The 12924-nt window shown below is 75.4% G+C and carries 13 protein-coding genes; 6 read left to right on the top strand and 7 right to left on the bottom strand.

Annotated features, from left to right (window positions below):
• Positions 1 to 130 precede the first annotated feature (130 nt).
• Positions 131 to 1084 carry a methylmalonyl Co-A mutase-associated GTPase MeaB gene (gene meaB / locus NT8_RS13260; RefSeq protein WP_067968495.1) on the bottom strand — a complete coding sequence of 318 codons (954 nt, stop codon included), beginning with the start codon at positions 1082 to 1084 and terminating at the stop codon, positions 131 to 133.
• 149 nt (positions 1085 to 1233) lie between these two features.
• On the bottom strand, positions 1234 to 1461 hold the full coding sequence (locus NT8_RS13255; RefSeq protein ID WP_067968492.1) for a hypothetical protein: 228 nt from the start codon (positions 1459 to 1461) through the stop codon (positions 1234 to 1236).
• Between the two features lie 149 nt (positions 1462 to 1610).
• Between NT8_RS13255 and NT8_RS13250 the strand changes: the two genes are divergently transcribed.
• Both NT8_RS13250 and NT8_RS13245 read left to right on the top strand, forming a co-directional pair.
• The gene (locus tag NT8_RS13250) at positions 1611 to 2309 is read left to right on the top strand and encodes a response regulator transcription factor (RefSeq protein WP_174549568.1); all 699 of its coding nucleotides are present in this window, start codon (positions 1611 to 1613) and stop codon (positions 2307 to 2309) included.
• The gene (locus tag NT8_RS13245; protein WP_067968487.1) at positions 2306 to 3604 is read left to right on the top strand and encodes a sensor histidine kinase; all 1299 of its coding nucleotides are present in this window, start codon (positions 2306 to 2308) and stop codon (positions 3602 to 3604) included. Before NT8_RS13250 ends, NT8_RS13245 begins: the two co-directional genes overlap by 4 nt.
• On the opposite strand, the gene NT8_RS13240 is transcribed toward NT8_RS13245, so the two are convergent.
• Complete coding sequence (locus NT8_RS13240; RefSeq protein WP_084468901.1) at positions 3591 to 4145, bottom strand: DinB family protein; 555 nt, start codon at positions 4143 to 4145, stop codon at positions 3591 to 3593. The two genes, NT8_RS13245 and NT8_RS13240, sit on opposite strands and share 14 nt — an antisense overlap.
• Positions 4146 to 4224: 79 nt before the next feature.
• The gene (locus tag NT8_RS13235) at positions 4225 to 5412 is read right to left on the bottom strand and encodes an acetyl-CoA C-acetyltransferase (RefSeq protein ID WP_067968484.1); all 1188 of its coding nucleotides are present in this window, start codon (positions 5410 to 5412) and stop codon (positions 4225 to 4227) included.
• Between the two features lie 79 nt (positions 5413 to 5491).
• On the opposite strand from NT8_RS13235, the gene mce reads away from it, so the two are divergent.
• Together mce and NT8_RS13225 are read left to right on the top strand one after the other, a co-directional pair.
• A complete protein-coding gene (gene mce, locus NT8_RS13230; protein WP_067968480.1) occupies positions 5492 to 5953 on the top strand; it encodes a methylmalonyl-CoA epimerase in 462 nt (153 codons plus the stop codon).
• A gap of 391 nt (positions 5954 to 6344) precedes the next feature.
• On the top strand, positions 6345 to 7628 hold the full coding sequence (locus tag NT8_RS13225) for a DivIVA domain-containing protein (protein ID WP_067968479.1): 1284 nt from the start codon (positions 6345 to 6347) through the stop codon (positions 7626 to 7628).
• A gap of 119 nt (positions 7629 to 7747) precedes the next feature.
• Here NT8_RS13225 and NT8_RS13220 read toward each other — a convergent pair whose 3' ends face one another.
• From NT8_RS13220 to NT8_RS13210, 3 genes are all read right to left on the bottom strand, one after another.
• Positions 7748 to 8479, bottom strand: a complete 732-nt coding sequence (locus NT8_RS13220; protein WP_067968476.1) for an alpha/beta hydrolase — start codon at positions 8477 to 8479, stop codon at positions 7748 to 7750.
• Between the two features lie 41 nt (positions 8480 to 8520).
• The gene (locus NT8_RS13215; protein WP_217999168.1) at positions 8521 to 8841 is read right to left on the bottom strand and encodes an ATP/GTP-binding protein; all 321 of its coding nucleotides are present in this window, start codon (positions 8839 to 8841) and stop codon (positions 8521 to 8523) included.
• 71 nt (positions 8842 to 8912) lie between these two features.
• On the bottom strand, positions 8913 to 10115 hold the full coding sequence (locus NT8_RS13210) for a 3-hydroxyacyl-CoA dehydrogenase (RefSeq protein ID WP_067968473.1): 1203 nt from the start codon (positions 10113 to 10115) through the stop codon (positions 8913 to 8915).
• Between the two features lie 135 nt (positions 10116 to 10250).
• Here NT8_RS13210 and NT8_RS13205 point away from each other — a divergent pair, with 135 nt between their 5' ends.
• Positions 10251 to 11264, top strand: a complete 1014-nt coding sequence (locus NT8_RS13205) for an LLM class flavin-dependent oxidoreductase (RefSeq protein ID WP_067968472.1) — start codon at positions 10251 to 10253, stop codon at positions 11262 to 11264.
• Positions 11265 to 11397: 133 nt separating this feature from the next.
• Positions 11398 to 12918 (top strand): hypothetical protein, encoded by a 1521-nt coding sequence (locus NT8_RS13200; RefSeq protein WP_067968468.1) that lies wholly within the window; start codon positions 11398 to 11400, stop codon positions 12916 to 12918.
• The last annotated feature ends 6 nt before the right edge of the window (positions 12919 to 12924 follow it).

Below are 12924 nucleotides of genomic sequence, written 5' to 3'. Positions count from 1 at the left end.
AAATCGCAACCGCACGGCGTGCGGCGTGTCCCGATTCCGGGACTCGTCCACGTTCCATACAACTACTCGGACGGCCGTCCGTGTCCCGAATACGCCGCAAGCGAACGGACTTCCGCCCCGGCGCCGCGGCTCACCCGGCGTCCGCCACGGCGGCGAGCAGGGTGTCGGCCGCGGCGTAGGGGTCGGTGCCGCCGGCGGCCACCCGGTCGGCGAGCGCGTCCAGCGCCGCGTGCCCGTGCACGTCGGCCAGGCGCTCGCGCAGCGCCCCCACGGCGATCGCCTCGACCTCCTCGCGGGCGCGGGCCCGCCGCCGCCGCTCCAGCTCCCCGGTGCGCCGCAGGTGGGCGTCGTGGGCGTCGATCCGGTCGAGCAGCTCGGCCACCCCCGTGCCGTCGGCGGCGACGGTGCTGACGATCGGCGGCCGCCACTCCCCCTCGGCGCGGTCGGCCTGGCCCACCATCTGCCGCAGCTCGCGCACGGTGGCGTGCGCGCCGTCGCGATCGGCCTTGTTGACGGCGAACACGTCGGCGATCTCCAGCACGCCGGCCTTGGCCGCCTGCACGCCGTCGCCCATCCCGGGGGCGCACAGCACCACGGTGGTGTCGGCGTGCCGGGCGATGTCGACCTCGGCCTGGCCCACGCCCACCGTCTCCACCAGGACGACCGCGAACCCGGCGGCGTCGAGAACCCGCAGCGCGTGCGGGGTGGCCCAGGACAGCCCGCCCAGGTGCCCCCGGCTGGCCATCGACCGGATGAACACCCCGCCGTCGGCGGCGTGCCGCTGCATGCGCACCCGGTCGCCGAGCAGCGCCCCGCCGGTGAACGGCGAGGACGGGTCGACCGCGAGGACGGCGGTCCCGGCGCCGCGCGCCCGCAGCTCCGCGACGAGGGCCGCGGTCGTGGTGGACTTGCCGACCCCGGGCGGCCCGGTGAGCCCGACGACCCGGGCCCGCCCGGTGTGCGGCGCCAGGCCGGCCATGATCGCGCGCAGCTCCGGTGCCCCGTTCTCCACCAGCGAGATGGCGCGCGCGATGGCGCGGTGGTCGCCCCGCACGGTGCGGTCGACGAGTTCGCTGACGTCCATGTGGCTCCTCGGCGCCGAAGGTCCCGGTCCGCCCGAGTATCGCAAGTACCGGCCGGGGAGCGCCGCACGCCCCCGCGCTGGCCCGGCCGGGCGGGTACGGCCCGGCCCGCCCGGCCGGCCCCGCCCGAGGGCGGTCCCGGACCGCCCGGTCAGCCGCCCGGGACGTGGCCGCGCGCCGGGTCGCGCCCAGCGGTGCCGTGGTGGCGCTCGGCGCCGTCGTCCTGCGCGGCGCGCACCACCAGGTCCACGTACGCCGGCTCGCCGGCGCGTCCCTCGGCGCCCACGGCGACGACGGCCCCGGCGACGACGAGGCAGACGGCGGCGGCGGTGGTGGCGGCCGCCAGGGCGAGGCGGCCGCGGCTGGGCGGGACGGCCATGGGGGGTCTCCTTCGCTGGGGGTGCCCCTCGGGGTCCGGGAGGGGCGGCCCAAGGACACCAGGTGGGGCCGAAAACGCCGTGAAACAGCACCGAAAATCCACCGAAAGCCCCACGCCACCGGGCTTCCCGGCGCGGTTAGGGTAAGGCCGTGCGACTACTGGTGGTGGAGGACGAAGAGGGTCTGGTCAGCGCGCTGCGCAGCGGCCTGGGCCGGGCCGGGTACGCGGTCGACGCGGCGGCGACGGCCGCCGAGGCGGCCGAGAAGCTCGCCGTCACCGAGTACGACCTGATGATCCTCGACATCACGCTGCCCGACTCCGACGGCTTCGCGGTCTGCCGGGCGGTGCGCCGGGGCGAGGTCGCCGCGGCGTCGGGCACCGAGCTGCGCATCCTGATGCTGACCGCGCGGGCCGGTCTGGCCGACCGCGTGCGCGGCCTCGACGAGGGCGCCGACGACTACATCACCAAGCCGTTCGCGCTGGCCGAGCTGCTGGCGCGGGTGCGGGCGCTGCTGCGCCGCGACGTCACGGGCGGATCGGCGGTGCTGGAGGTGGGCGGGCTCCGGCTCGACAGCGCCCGGCACCTGGTGACCCGGGGCGGCCGGGAGCTGTCGCTGACGCTGAAGGAGTTCGGGGTGCTCCGCTACCTGATGTCGCGCCCCGGGCACGTGGTCTCGGCCGAGGAGCTGCTGGAGCACGTGTGGGACGAGAACACCGACCCGTTCACGCAGAGCGTGCGGGTCACGGTCGGCACGCTGCGGCGCAAGCTGGCCGCCGACGGGCAGGGGCCGGCGCTGGAGACGGTGATCGGCCGGGGCTACCGGTTGCGGGCGGAGGCGGGCGCATGACGCGGACGGACGGGGGGCGGCGTGGGCGGGGCCCGCTGTGGGCGCAGTCGATCCGGTTCCGGCTCACGGTGGCGTACTCGGCGGTGCTGTTCGGGTTCGCGGCGGTGGTGCTCGGCGGCATCTACCTCGCCCTGTCGGCGACCCTCGACGCCGAGCCGCTGCGGCCGGTGACGGTCAGCAAGGTGTACCAGGACGCCGACGGCGCCTGGCAGGTCAAGGAGGGGCACGAGTTCGCGGCCGCCGACATCCGCAGCGTCGAGGCGGCGGTCAACTACCAGCTCCTGGAGAACCTGCGCGACTACTCGGTGGTGGCGCTCGCCGGCCTGCTCGCCGCCGGCCTGGCCACCGGGTGGTGGCTGTCGGGGCGGGCGCTGCGGCCGATCCGGGACATCACGGCGGCCGCGCGGGACATCTCGGCCACCGACCTGTCGCGGCGTATCGGCCTGGCGGGGCCGCAGGACGAGCTGCGGGCGCTGTCGGCCACCATCGACGACATGCTCACCCGGTTGGAGGGCGCCTTCACCGCGCAGCGGCGCATGGTGGACGACGCGTCGCACGAGCTGCGCAACCCGCTGGCGGTGATCCAGGCCAACGTCGACGCGGTGCTCGCCCACGACGACTCCTCGCCCGAGGCGCGCGCCCAGGCCGGCATGGTGGTGACCCGGGCGATCTCGCGGATGACCAGCCTGGTGGAGGACCTGCTGGCGTCGGCCCGGCGCACCTCGCCGGCGTTCGCCGACGTCGACGTGGACCTGGCGGCGGTGGCCGGGGAGGCGGCCGAGGAGTACACCGTGCTCGCCGCCGAGCGGGGCCTGACGCTCTCCCGCCGCCTGGCGCCGGGGCCGGTGGTGGCGGGCGACCCGCAGGCGCTGCGCCGCGCGGTCGACAACCTGCTGTCCAACGCGGTGCGGCTGGCCCCGGACGGCTCCGCGCTGGAGCTGGCGACGGGCAGCCGCGGCGGGTGGGGCTGGCTGGCGCTGCGCGACGAGGGGCCGGGGATCGCCGCCGGCGACCAGGACCGCATCTTCGACCGCTTCGGCCGGCCGCGGTCGGCCCCGGCCGGGCCGCCGTCGCAGGAGCGCCGGGTGGGGCTGGGGCTGGCCATCGTCCGCCAGATCGCCGAGAGCCACGGCGGGGCGGCGGCGGTCCACTCGGAGCTGGGGGTGGGCAGCACGTTCGTGCTGTGGCTGCCCGACCGGGGCTCGGCCGACGCGGACCGCCGCACCGCGGTGCCGCCCGCGGCCGATCCGCTGGGGCCGCGGGCCGCACCGGCCGGCGCGGTCACTCGCCGGTGACGCCGTCGATCCGCTCGCGGAGGATGTCGGCGTGCCCGGCGTGCCGCCCGGTCTCCTCGACCATGTGCACGAGGATCCACCGCAGCGACGTGGGGCCGAGCTCCTCGTGGACGGCGGTGGCGTCGAGCGCGTAGCCGGCGGCGATGGCCCGCGACTCCGCGCACACCCGCTCGTACTCGGCGAGCACGCCGTCGACGGTGGCGTCCTCGGGCACCGTCCACGTGGCCTCGGGGTCGGACAGGTCGAGCCCGACCTCCTCGCAGGTGCGCCCGGGCAGCACGCGGTGGAACCAGTTGCGTTCGACCAGCGTGAGGTGGACGGCGATCCCGGCGAGGCTGGTGGCGGACCCGAGGGGGCGGTGCCGCGCGTCGGATTCGGGTACGCCGCGGATCTTGCGGACGACGGCGTAGCGGAGGTAGTCGAGGAAGGTCTCCAGGATCTCCCGTTCGCCGCCGGCGGCGACGGCGACGGCGCGCCGCTGGAGGTCGGCCAGGCGGCCGTCGGAGGCGGAGACGAGCCCGGGGGGCGGGGTGTCGCTCATGTCCCCGACCCTAGACAGGACCGGGCCGGGGCGGCAGCCCCTTCCGCGCCGAGCGGAACGGGCCGCCGCCGGGCGGGTGTCAGGCCCCGGGGACGGTGAGCAGCAGGGCGTCGCCCTGGCCGCCGCCGCCGCACAGCGCCGCCGCGCCGAGCCCGCCGCCGCGGCGGCGCAGCTCGTGGACGAGGTGCAGGGCGATGCGGGCGCCGGAGGCGCCGATCGGGTGGCCCAGCGCGATGGCGCCGCCGTCGACGTTGACGATGTCCTCGGAGACGCCGAGGTCGCGGACGGACTGCACGGCGACGCTGGCGAACGCCTCGTTGATCTCGATGAGGTCGAGGTCGGCGACGTCGGCGCCGGCCTTGCGCAGGGCGTGCCGGATGGCGTTGGAGGGCTGCGACTGGAGGCTGTTGTCGGGTCCGGCGACGTTGCCGTGCGCGCCGATCTCGGCGAGGACCTCGCAGCCGAGTTCGGCGGCCTTGGCGCGGCTCATGACCACGACCGCGCAGGCGCCGTCGGAGATCTGCGAGGACGAGCCGGCGGTGATGGTGCCGTCGGCGTCGAAGGCGGGGCGCAGCCGGGCCAGGCTGTCGGCGGTGGTCTCGGGGCGCACGCCCTCGTCCTCGGTGAACAGGCGGGGCTCGCCCTTGCGCTGGGGGACGGCGACGGGCACGATCTCGGCGTCGAACCGGCCGTCCTTGATGGCGGCGGCGGCCCGCTGGTGGGAGCGCGCCGCGAACGCGTCCTGCTCGGCGCGGCCGATGCCCAGGCGCGCGTTGTGGCGCTCGGTGGAGGCGCCCATGGAGTCGCCGTCGAAGGCGTCGGTGAGGCCGTCGTGGGCGGTGGCGTCGAGGACCTCGATGGAGCCGTACTTGTAGCCGTGGCGCGACTTGGGCAGCAGGTGCGGCGCGTTGGTCATGGACTCCATGCCGCCCGCGACGACGACGTCGAACTCGCCGGCGGAGATGAGCTGGTCGGCCAGCGCGATGGCGTCGAGCCCGGACAGGCACACCTTGTTGATGGTCAGCGAGGGCACGTGCATGGGGATGCCGGCCTTGACGGCGGCCTGCCGGGACGGGATCTGGCCCTGGCCGGCCTGGAGGACCTGGCCCATGATGACGTAGTCGACCCGGTCGCCGCCGATGCCGGCGCGTTCGAGGGCGGCCCGGATGGCCGCGGCACCCAGGTCGACGGCGCCGAACCCGGCGAGGGAGCCGAGCAGCCGGCCGATGGGGGTCCGGGCACCGCTGACGATGACGGAACCGGGCATTGGGGGGCCTCCACGTGTTGTCGTCGGTCCTGCTCTGCCACGATACATACACGCCGGTAACCTGGGAGGTCCGACCACCGTGCTGACCCGAATCGACCACATCGGTATCGCCTGCGCCGACCTGGACGCGAGCGTGGCGTTCTACCGCGACACCTACGGCTTCGAGGTGGCCCACGAGGAGGTCAACGAGGAGCAGGGGGTGCGCGAGGCCATGCTCCGGGTCAACGGCACCGACGACGGCGGGGCCACCTACCTGCAGCTGCTGGAGCCCGTCCGCGACGACTCCCCGGTGGCGCGGTTCCTCGCCCGGCACGGCGAGGGGGTGCACCACATCGCCTTCGGGACGGGCGACGTGGCCGGCGCGGCGGCGGCCGTCGGCGGGCGGGGGGTGCGGGTGCTCGACGCCGCGCCGCGGCCCGGGACGATGGGGTCGAGCATCGTGTTCCTGCACCCGAAGGACTGCGGCGGGGTGCTGACGGAACTCGTGCAGGCCGCGGCGCACGGCGGGGCCGGAGGTGAGCCGGACCTGACTCAGGAGTAATGCAACCGTCACCTTGGGCGTCGGCGCACGTCCGACCGCCCGCGTCGGCGCCGAACAGACGGTGAAATGCCCGGAACCCTCTTCCCCGGGGGGTTGAGCTTGATAAAGTCTGCTAGCTGCCAGGTTTTCTGGCTATTGCCCCTGTCCCCGCCCGTACAGGACCCCAGTCGGGTCGGGCGCGTACGGTGTCCCCGTGTCCGCTGACCACGGCTCCGCATCAATGGAGCGAACTCCCCTGCGCAGCCGGTCCCCGCGGAGTAGCCTCCCCGGAGGACCACCCCGCCGGATCCGGCCGCCGGCGGCCGCGGACCCCGATACCGCACCCCGCGCCCACTCTCGACACCTACACCCGTAATGCAGCCGTCTCGTCACCCGTTCAGGATTCCGCCACATGTCGCCGAATAATATTGAAACCCAGCTCACCAACTTCTTCGAGGAAGGCAGCCAGGCCACCGAGTTCGACGTGGTGCTGCGCGGCTTCGACCGGGACCAGGTCACCAGCTACATCAGCCAGAAGCACGCGGAGCTGCACCACGCGCGCCAGGAGGTCGAGCAGAGCCGCAACGAGCTCACCGAGGCCAAGCGGCTGCTCCAGGAGCAGGACCGGCCCACCTACTCGGGGCTGGGCGCGCGCATCGAGCAGCTCCTGCGCCTCGCCGAGGAGCAGGCCACCGAGCTCGTCCAGGGTGCCCGCGCCGAGGCCAACGACATCAAGGCCGCCGCGAAGATCGAGGCCGCCGACATGCGCGCGGCGGCCGAGAACGAGGCCACCGACCTCCGCACCACCGCGCAGCGCGAGGCCGACGAGATGCGGCAGAGCGCCGAGAGCGAGGCGGACGACATCCGCACCGCCGCCCGGCGCGAGTCCGACGAGCTCACCTCCACCACCGAGCGCGAGGTGCAGAAGAAGCGCTCCGCGGTCGACCACGAGATCGCCGAGAAGCGCGCCACCTTCGAGGGCGAGATCGCCAAGCTGCGCACCACCACCGAGCGCGAGTGCGCGCAGGCGCGCGCCTCGGCAAAGCGCGAGCGGGACGAGACCCTCCAGACCGCCAAGCGCCAGGCCGACGAGATGCGGGCCCAGGCGCAGCGCACGCTGGAGGAGAGCGAGGCCAAGCGCGCGCAGGAGGAGGCCGAGTTCGAGATCCAGCTCGCCGGCCGGCGCGAGGAGGCCGAGCGCCAGGACGCCGAGCGGCTGGCCGCGGCTCAGGCCGCCACCCAGAAGCTCGTCTCCGAGGCCGAGGAGCGGGCCGCCAGCGCCGAGCAGCGGGCCACCAAGGCCAGCGCGCAGGCCGAGCAGACCCGCCGCGACGCCGAGCAGCACGCCAAGCAGGTGGTCGGCAACGCCAAGAAGAACGCCGAGCAGATCACCACCGAGGCGAAGTCGAAGGCCGAGCACCTGGTCGGCGACGCCAAGTCCGAGGCCGACCGCATCATGACCGCGGCCCGGCAGCAGGTCGACGAGCTCACCCGCCAGCGCGACAGCATCCAGTCGCACCTGCAGCAGCTGCGCCAGCTGCTGGGCGGCGGCGACACCATGGCCGCCCCGGCGGCCCCCGCCCCGGCCCCGGTCGCCGCTCCCAAGGAGCAGCCGGCGGCCCTGGAGTCCACCCGTCAGCCCGTCGCCGCGAAGTCCGGCAAGGGCTCCGACGACGAGGACTGGTGGCAGGAGTGACCCGTTCGGCCCCGCACGGCTGAACACGACGGCCCCGGTCCGCTGCTGCGGACCGGGGCCGTCGCCGTTCGGCGGCCGTCCCGGGCGGCCGGGGCCGGCCGCCGGGGTCGACCGCCGGGTCAGACGGTGTCGCGTTCGGCGGGGCCGTCCCAGGTGGTGGGCAGGGGGTGGGCGGCCGGGGCCACCCGCGCCGTGACCTCGTCCAGGACCCGGCGCACGTAGGGCTCGCCGACCCACAGGTGCTTGGCGTCGTCGACGCCGATCACCTCGGCCTGCGGGACGCGCGCGAACCGCTCCCGCGCCGCGTCGGGCCGCAGGTAGTCGTCGAACTCGGGGACCAGCGCCACCAGCGGCTTGCCGGAGGCGGCCCAGGTGTCGAGGTCGGCGTCGCCCGCCCGGTGCAGCGGGGGCGACAGCAGGATGGCGCCGACCACCTCGGGGTCGCACCCCCACTTGAGGGCGAGTTCGGTGCCGAACGACCAGCCGAGCAGCCACGGCGCGGGCAGCTCTTCGAACTCGGTGAACTCGATGGCGGCGGCGACGTCGAACCGCTCGGTCTCGCCCTCGCCGAACTCCCCCTGGCTGGTGCCGTGGCGCGACGTGGTGCCGCGCGTGTTGAACCGCAGGACCGCCACCCCGGCCAGCGCGGGCAGCCGGAACGACGCCTTGCGCAGCACGTGGCTGTCCATCATGCCCTCGGCCGTGGGCAGCGGGTGCAGGCACACCAGGGTGGCGACGGGCGGGCGGTCCTGGGGCAGCGCGAGTTCGCCGACGAGTTCCAGCCCGTCGGCGGTGTGCAGGGTGATGGGGCGGCGGTCGGCGGGCAGGATCGTGCTGGCGCGGATCTCCATGGCTCCTCGGTGGGGTCGCGGTGGCGGCGGGTCGGCAGGGGTCAGCGGCGGGGCGGGCGCACGCCGCGCCGCAGCCGGTTGTCCCAGCACGACGAGTGCCAGTGCCGCCGGTCCTCGCCGTCGCCGAACGGACGCCAGGCGACGACGTGCGGCGTGTGCGGCGGGATGTCCTGCGCGCACCCGGGGCACCGGTAGGTCTTGGCGGCGGCGGCGCCGCTGATGCGCCGCACCACCCAGTCGCCGTCGGGGCCGGTCTCGCGCCGCTCACCGCCGGTGATGCGCAGGACGAGCGCGTCGCCGTCGGGCGGCGGCGGGGTGCGGCCCCCCTGCTTGCGGCGGGGGCTGTTGCGGCGCGGGCTCACCCGTCCAGGGTAGGAGCGGCCGGGTGGTGGGCGGGCCGCGGCCCCGCGCCCGGCGGGCGCGGGGCGGCGGGTCAGGCGGGGTCGCGCAGGGTGGTGCGGCCCTCGCTGAGCAGCAGGGCCAGCAGCGGGGCGGGCGCGTAGGGCGCCAGGTGGGCGTTGGCGAGGGCACCGAGGGCGTCGGCGACCGCGTCGGCGCCGCGGGCGTCGAGCAGTTCGATCGGCCCCTGGGGGTAGCCGCACCCGAACCGCATGGCGGCGTCGACGTCGTCGGCGGTGGCGTAGCCGTCGCCGACCATGCGCACGGCGTCGTCGATGTGCCGGGCGAGGAGGAGGTCGGCCAGGTCGGCGCCGAGGACGCCGCCGCGGACGGCGGCGGCCAGCGGTCCGGCGGGCGGCTCCTCGGCGGGGGCGTCCTCGCGCGTGTGGTCGTAGAACCCGCGCCCGGTCTTGCGGCCGAGGCGGCCCGAGGCGACCATGCGCCGCAGCAGCGGGGCGGCGGCGTAGCGGGGCTCGCGGAACTCGTCCCACAGCACGTCCATGACGGCCAGGCAGACGTCCAGGCCGACGAGGTCGGCGAGGGTGAGCGGGCCCATGGGCAGACCGGCCGCCGCGGTGACGGCGCCGTCGATCTCCTCGCGGGAGGCGATCCGCCGCTCGTAGAGGCCCACGGCGTCGTTGATGTAGGGGACGAGCAGCGCGTTGGCGACGAACCCGGCGCGGTCCCCGACGGTGACGGGGGTCTTGCCGATGCGCTTGGCCACCTCCGCCGCGACGGCGAGCGTGGCGGCGTCGGTGGCGACCGTGCCGACCACCTCGACCAGCCGCATGACCGGCGCGGGGTTGAAGAAGTGCAGGCCGACGACCTTATCGGGGCGGCCGGTGAGAGCCGCGATCTCGGTCACCGACAGCGAGGAGGTGTTGGTGGCGAGGATGGTCCCGGGCGGGCAGATGCGGTCGAGGTCGGTGAAGACGTCGCGCTTGACGTCCATGCGCTCGGGGACGGCCTCGACGGCGAAGTCGGCGTCGCCCAGGTCGTCCCGGTCGGCCGAGAGGGTGATGCGGTCGCGGACCGCCCCCCGCTCGTCCTCGGTCAGCTTGCCCTTGGCGACGGCCCGTTCCAGTGACCGCTCGATGTGCGCGCGGCCGCGGTCGACGGCGTCGCCGTCGATCTCCACGCCGGTGACGTGGAACCCGGCGCGCGCGAACACCTCGACGATGCCGGCGCCCATCGTGCCGAGCCCGACCACTCCGACCCTGTTGAATTCCTGCACCATGGCCCCACCCTAGACCGTCGTCCCCCTCGCGTTACCGCCGGGTAGCCGCGGTCGGCGCGCTCCGCCGGGGCGGTGCGCCGGAGCGATTCCGCGGTTTCCCCGGCGCGCGGGGATCTGCCCGGAAACAATGTCGGCATGCGTATCGGAGCGTTCCTGCCCGCCGCCGGATTCCCCGGCCGGGACCACACGTCGGTACTGGAGTCGTCGGTGGAGGCCGCGGTCGCCGCGGAGGCGGCCGGGTTCGACGACGTCTGGTTCGCCGAGCACCACTTCATGAGCTACGGCCGCTGCCCCTCGGCGGTCGCCCTGGCCGGGTTCGTCCTGGGCCGCACCCGGCGGATCGGCGTGGGCACCGCGGTCAGCGTGCTCAGCACCCGCCACCCCGTGGCCCTGGCCGAGGAGGCCAACCTGCTCGACCAGGTGTCGGGCGGCCGGTTCCGGCTGGGGGTCGGCCGGGGCGGGCCGTGGGTGGAGCTGGAGGTGTTCGGCACCGGGCTCGACCGCCACGAGCGCGGGTTCCCGGAAGGGCTGGAGCTGCTGCTCAGGGCGCTGGGCGGCGGCCGGGTGCGGGCCGACGGCGCCACGTTCGGGTTCCGCGAGGTGGAGATCGTGCCCGAGCCGCGCACGCGGCCGCGCCCGCCGGTGTGGGTGGCGGCCACCTCGGAGGCGACCGCGGAGCTGGCCGCCCGGCTGGGCCTGCCGCTCCAGATCGGGATGCACCTCACCCCCGAGGGGCAGGCCGAGCTGGTGGCCGCCCACGACCGCGCCGCTCGGGCGGCGGGGACCGCGCCGGGCGGGCACGTGGTGGCGGGCGTGGCGCACGTGGCCGACACCGACGACCAGGCCCGCAAGGTGCTGCTGGAGGCGCTGCCGCGCTGGCTGGAGCCGGGCCTGGCGGGGTACGTGCGGGTCGACGGCCGGGCGCGGGAGCCGCGCGACGCCCGCGCCTACGCGGAGTTCCTCTGCGCCACCCACGCGGTGGGGTCGCCGGCGCTGTGCGTGGAGCGGCTGGTGCACCAGGCGCGGACCACCGGCGCGGCCGGGGTCATGCTGCTGGTCGAGGGCGCCGGCGAGCCGGCCGCCGTCCGCGGCAACATCGCCCGGCTGGGCCGCGAGGTCCTCCCCGAGGTGCGGGCGGCCCTGGCCTGATCGGCGGTGGCCGGGCCGCGCCCGGTCACCGCCGTGGGAGCACACCACGCATAGCGGATGACTCCGGTGAAACCTCGTCCAATCGCGCTAAGGTCGCGGAAGCAGCGAGCGTGGCGTACAGGGGGCGAGAGCCGTGTCCGAAGCCGAACACTCCGCCGAGGGCCGGCCCAGGTACCATCGGGAGTTCTCCGCGGCGGTGGCGCACCTGAAGGACAGGTTGGGGCGGACCGCGAGGTTCTACAAGGCGGTCGAGAGAGAACTCGAAAACCGCGTGAGCACCGCGGCGGCGATGTTCGTCCACGGCCGGGACCTCGCCTCCGTGCAGGACGGCGACGAAGCGCGCGCGTTGTTCGAAGACGTCAGGGACTGGGCCGGCGCGTTCGGCGTGGGCGAGCCGGCGCGGCAGCGCAGTGCGTGGGAGGACGCCCCGGAGGAGCAGCGGACGCGCCTGAACACCCTTTTCCTGGAAGGCGTCCTCCTCGAGGCGCGGAGCCAGCGCGAACTCGACGACCCCCATGGGGAGTTGCAGGTCCTGAAGGCGGCACGCGAGCACGCCATCGCGACGCTGCCGCCCGATGACGCCTTCCTCCTGGTGACCGGGGCGATCGACGCCGACCTGCGCGCGCTGCGGGAGCGGACCCTGGAGCGCGTGCCCGACGCGCCCGTGGCCCGGCGGACCGTCCTGCTGGCCATGGCGGTGGACATCGAGCGGCTGGTGTCCGGCCCGGCGGCCACGCAGCGGCTGGACGACCTGCGCATGCGGCTGCTCGGCAGCCAGTTGGCGTGCTTGGAGTCTCCCGGCTTCCAGGAGGAGGGCCGCCGGGTCGGTATGCGCCGCTTGGCCATGACCACGGCCCTGGACCTTCTTATGAGCCATTCCCCGCTGGACCCTACCGACCCCCGGTTGCGTCCGGCCGCCTCCACCTATGCCCGGTTCGTCCGGGAGGAGCTGGCCACCGGCCGCAGGCAGGACGCGGAGGTGATGCAGCGGTGCGCTGCGGCCGTGGACGCGATCACGCGCTATCTCGAAGGCGGCGACCCGGATCCGCAGGACGATCCGAGCCCGGAGACTCAGGAAGCCCGGCTCGCGTTGCACGACGCCACCGCCGTCCGGGACTTCGAGGCGTTCGCGCGGCTGGCACACGACGGCCCTTCGCGCTGGCCTGAGTTCCTGGAGCGCTACGCGGACCTGCCCGAGCGCCTCGCCGAAGCGCTCAACACCGACCGGCGGGTGGGGGCGGTCGCGGAGTCCCTGGCGGCCGTGGAGGCCGCCCAAGCGCAGGAGATGCTGGCCGAGGGGCGGGTACGGGACGCGGTGCCGCTGTTCCGGCGCGCGGCCCGCCATCAGCGTCTAGCCGTGAAGTGCCTCCGGTCCCTCCACGAGGACGTGCGGGAGGCCGAGGAGACGCTGGCGGGCATCCGGGAGGAATGGGGGCGCGCGTTCTCCGCCAACGCCGCCGTCATCGACGGCGCCGGTGCGCGCGGGGAGCGTTCCCTGGTCGAGGCGGTGCGGGAGAAGCAGCGCGCCGCCTGGGTGCGGCCGGGCGCCGCGCCGGCCGGCGCCCGCGATGCGCGGCAGGGGCCCGTCCTCCGCTCCGACACGGCGTCGCAGCGGGCGAGGAGGGTCATCGGCCGGACCATGCCCAAGGCCTGACCGGGT

It is taken from the genome of Nocardiopsis trehalosi NBRC 14201 (assembly GCF_001552555.1).
GTDB lineage: Bacteria > Actinomycetota > Actinomycetes > Streptosporangiales > Streptosporangiaceae > Nocardiopsis_B > Nocardiopsis_B trehalosi.
Note: the sequence above shows the minus strand (reverse complement) of the source record. Positions and strands in the feature narration are given on the sequence as shown.

Bases quoted from the DNA above. Each gene is read 5' to 3' on its own strand.
- NT8_RS13205 (WP_067968472.1), top strand. From the start codon at position 10,251: ATGCGTATCGGAGCGTTCCTGCCCGCCGCCGGATTCCCCGGCCGGGAC.
- NT8_RS13240 (WP_084468901.1), bottom strand. From the start codon at position 4,145: ATGAGCGACACCCCGCCCCCCGGGCTCGTCTCCGCCTCCGACGGCCGC.
- NT8_RS13210 (WP_067968473.1), bottom strand. From the start codon at position 10,115: ATGGTGCAGGAATTCAACAGGGTCGGAGTGGTCGGGCTCGGCACGATG.
- NT8_RS13225 (WP_067968479.1), top strand. From the start codon at position 6,345: ATGTCGCCGAATAATATTGAAACCCAGCTCACCAACTTCTTCGAGGAA.
- NT8_RS13235 (WP_067968484.1), bottom strand. From the start codon at position 5,412: ATGCCCGGTTCCGTCATCGTCAGCGGTGCCCGGACCCCCATCGGCCGG.
- NT8_RS13245 (WP_067968487.1), top strand. From the start codon at position 2,306: ATGACGCGGACGGACGGGGGGCGGCGTGGGCGGGGCCCGCTGTGGGCG.
- NT8_RS13255 (WP_067968492.1), bottom strand. From the start codon at position 1,461: ATGGCCGTCCCGCCCAGCCGCGGCCGCCTCGCCCTGGCGGCCGCCACC.
- NT8_RS13220 (WP_067968476.1), bottom strand. From the start codon at position 8,479: ATGGAGATCCGCGCCAGCACGATCCTGCCCGCCGACCGCCGCCCCATC.
- meaB (WP_067968495.1), bottom strand. From the start codon at position 1,084: ATGGACGTCAGCGAACTCGTCGACCGCACCGTGCGGGGCGACCACCGC.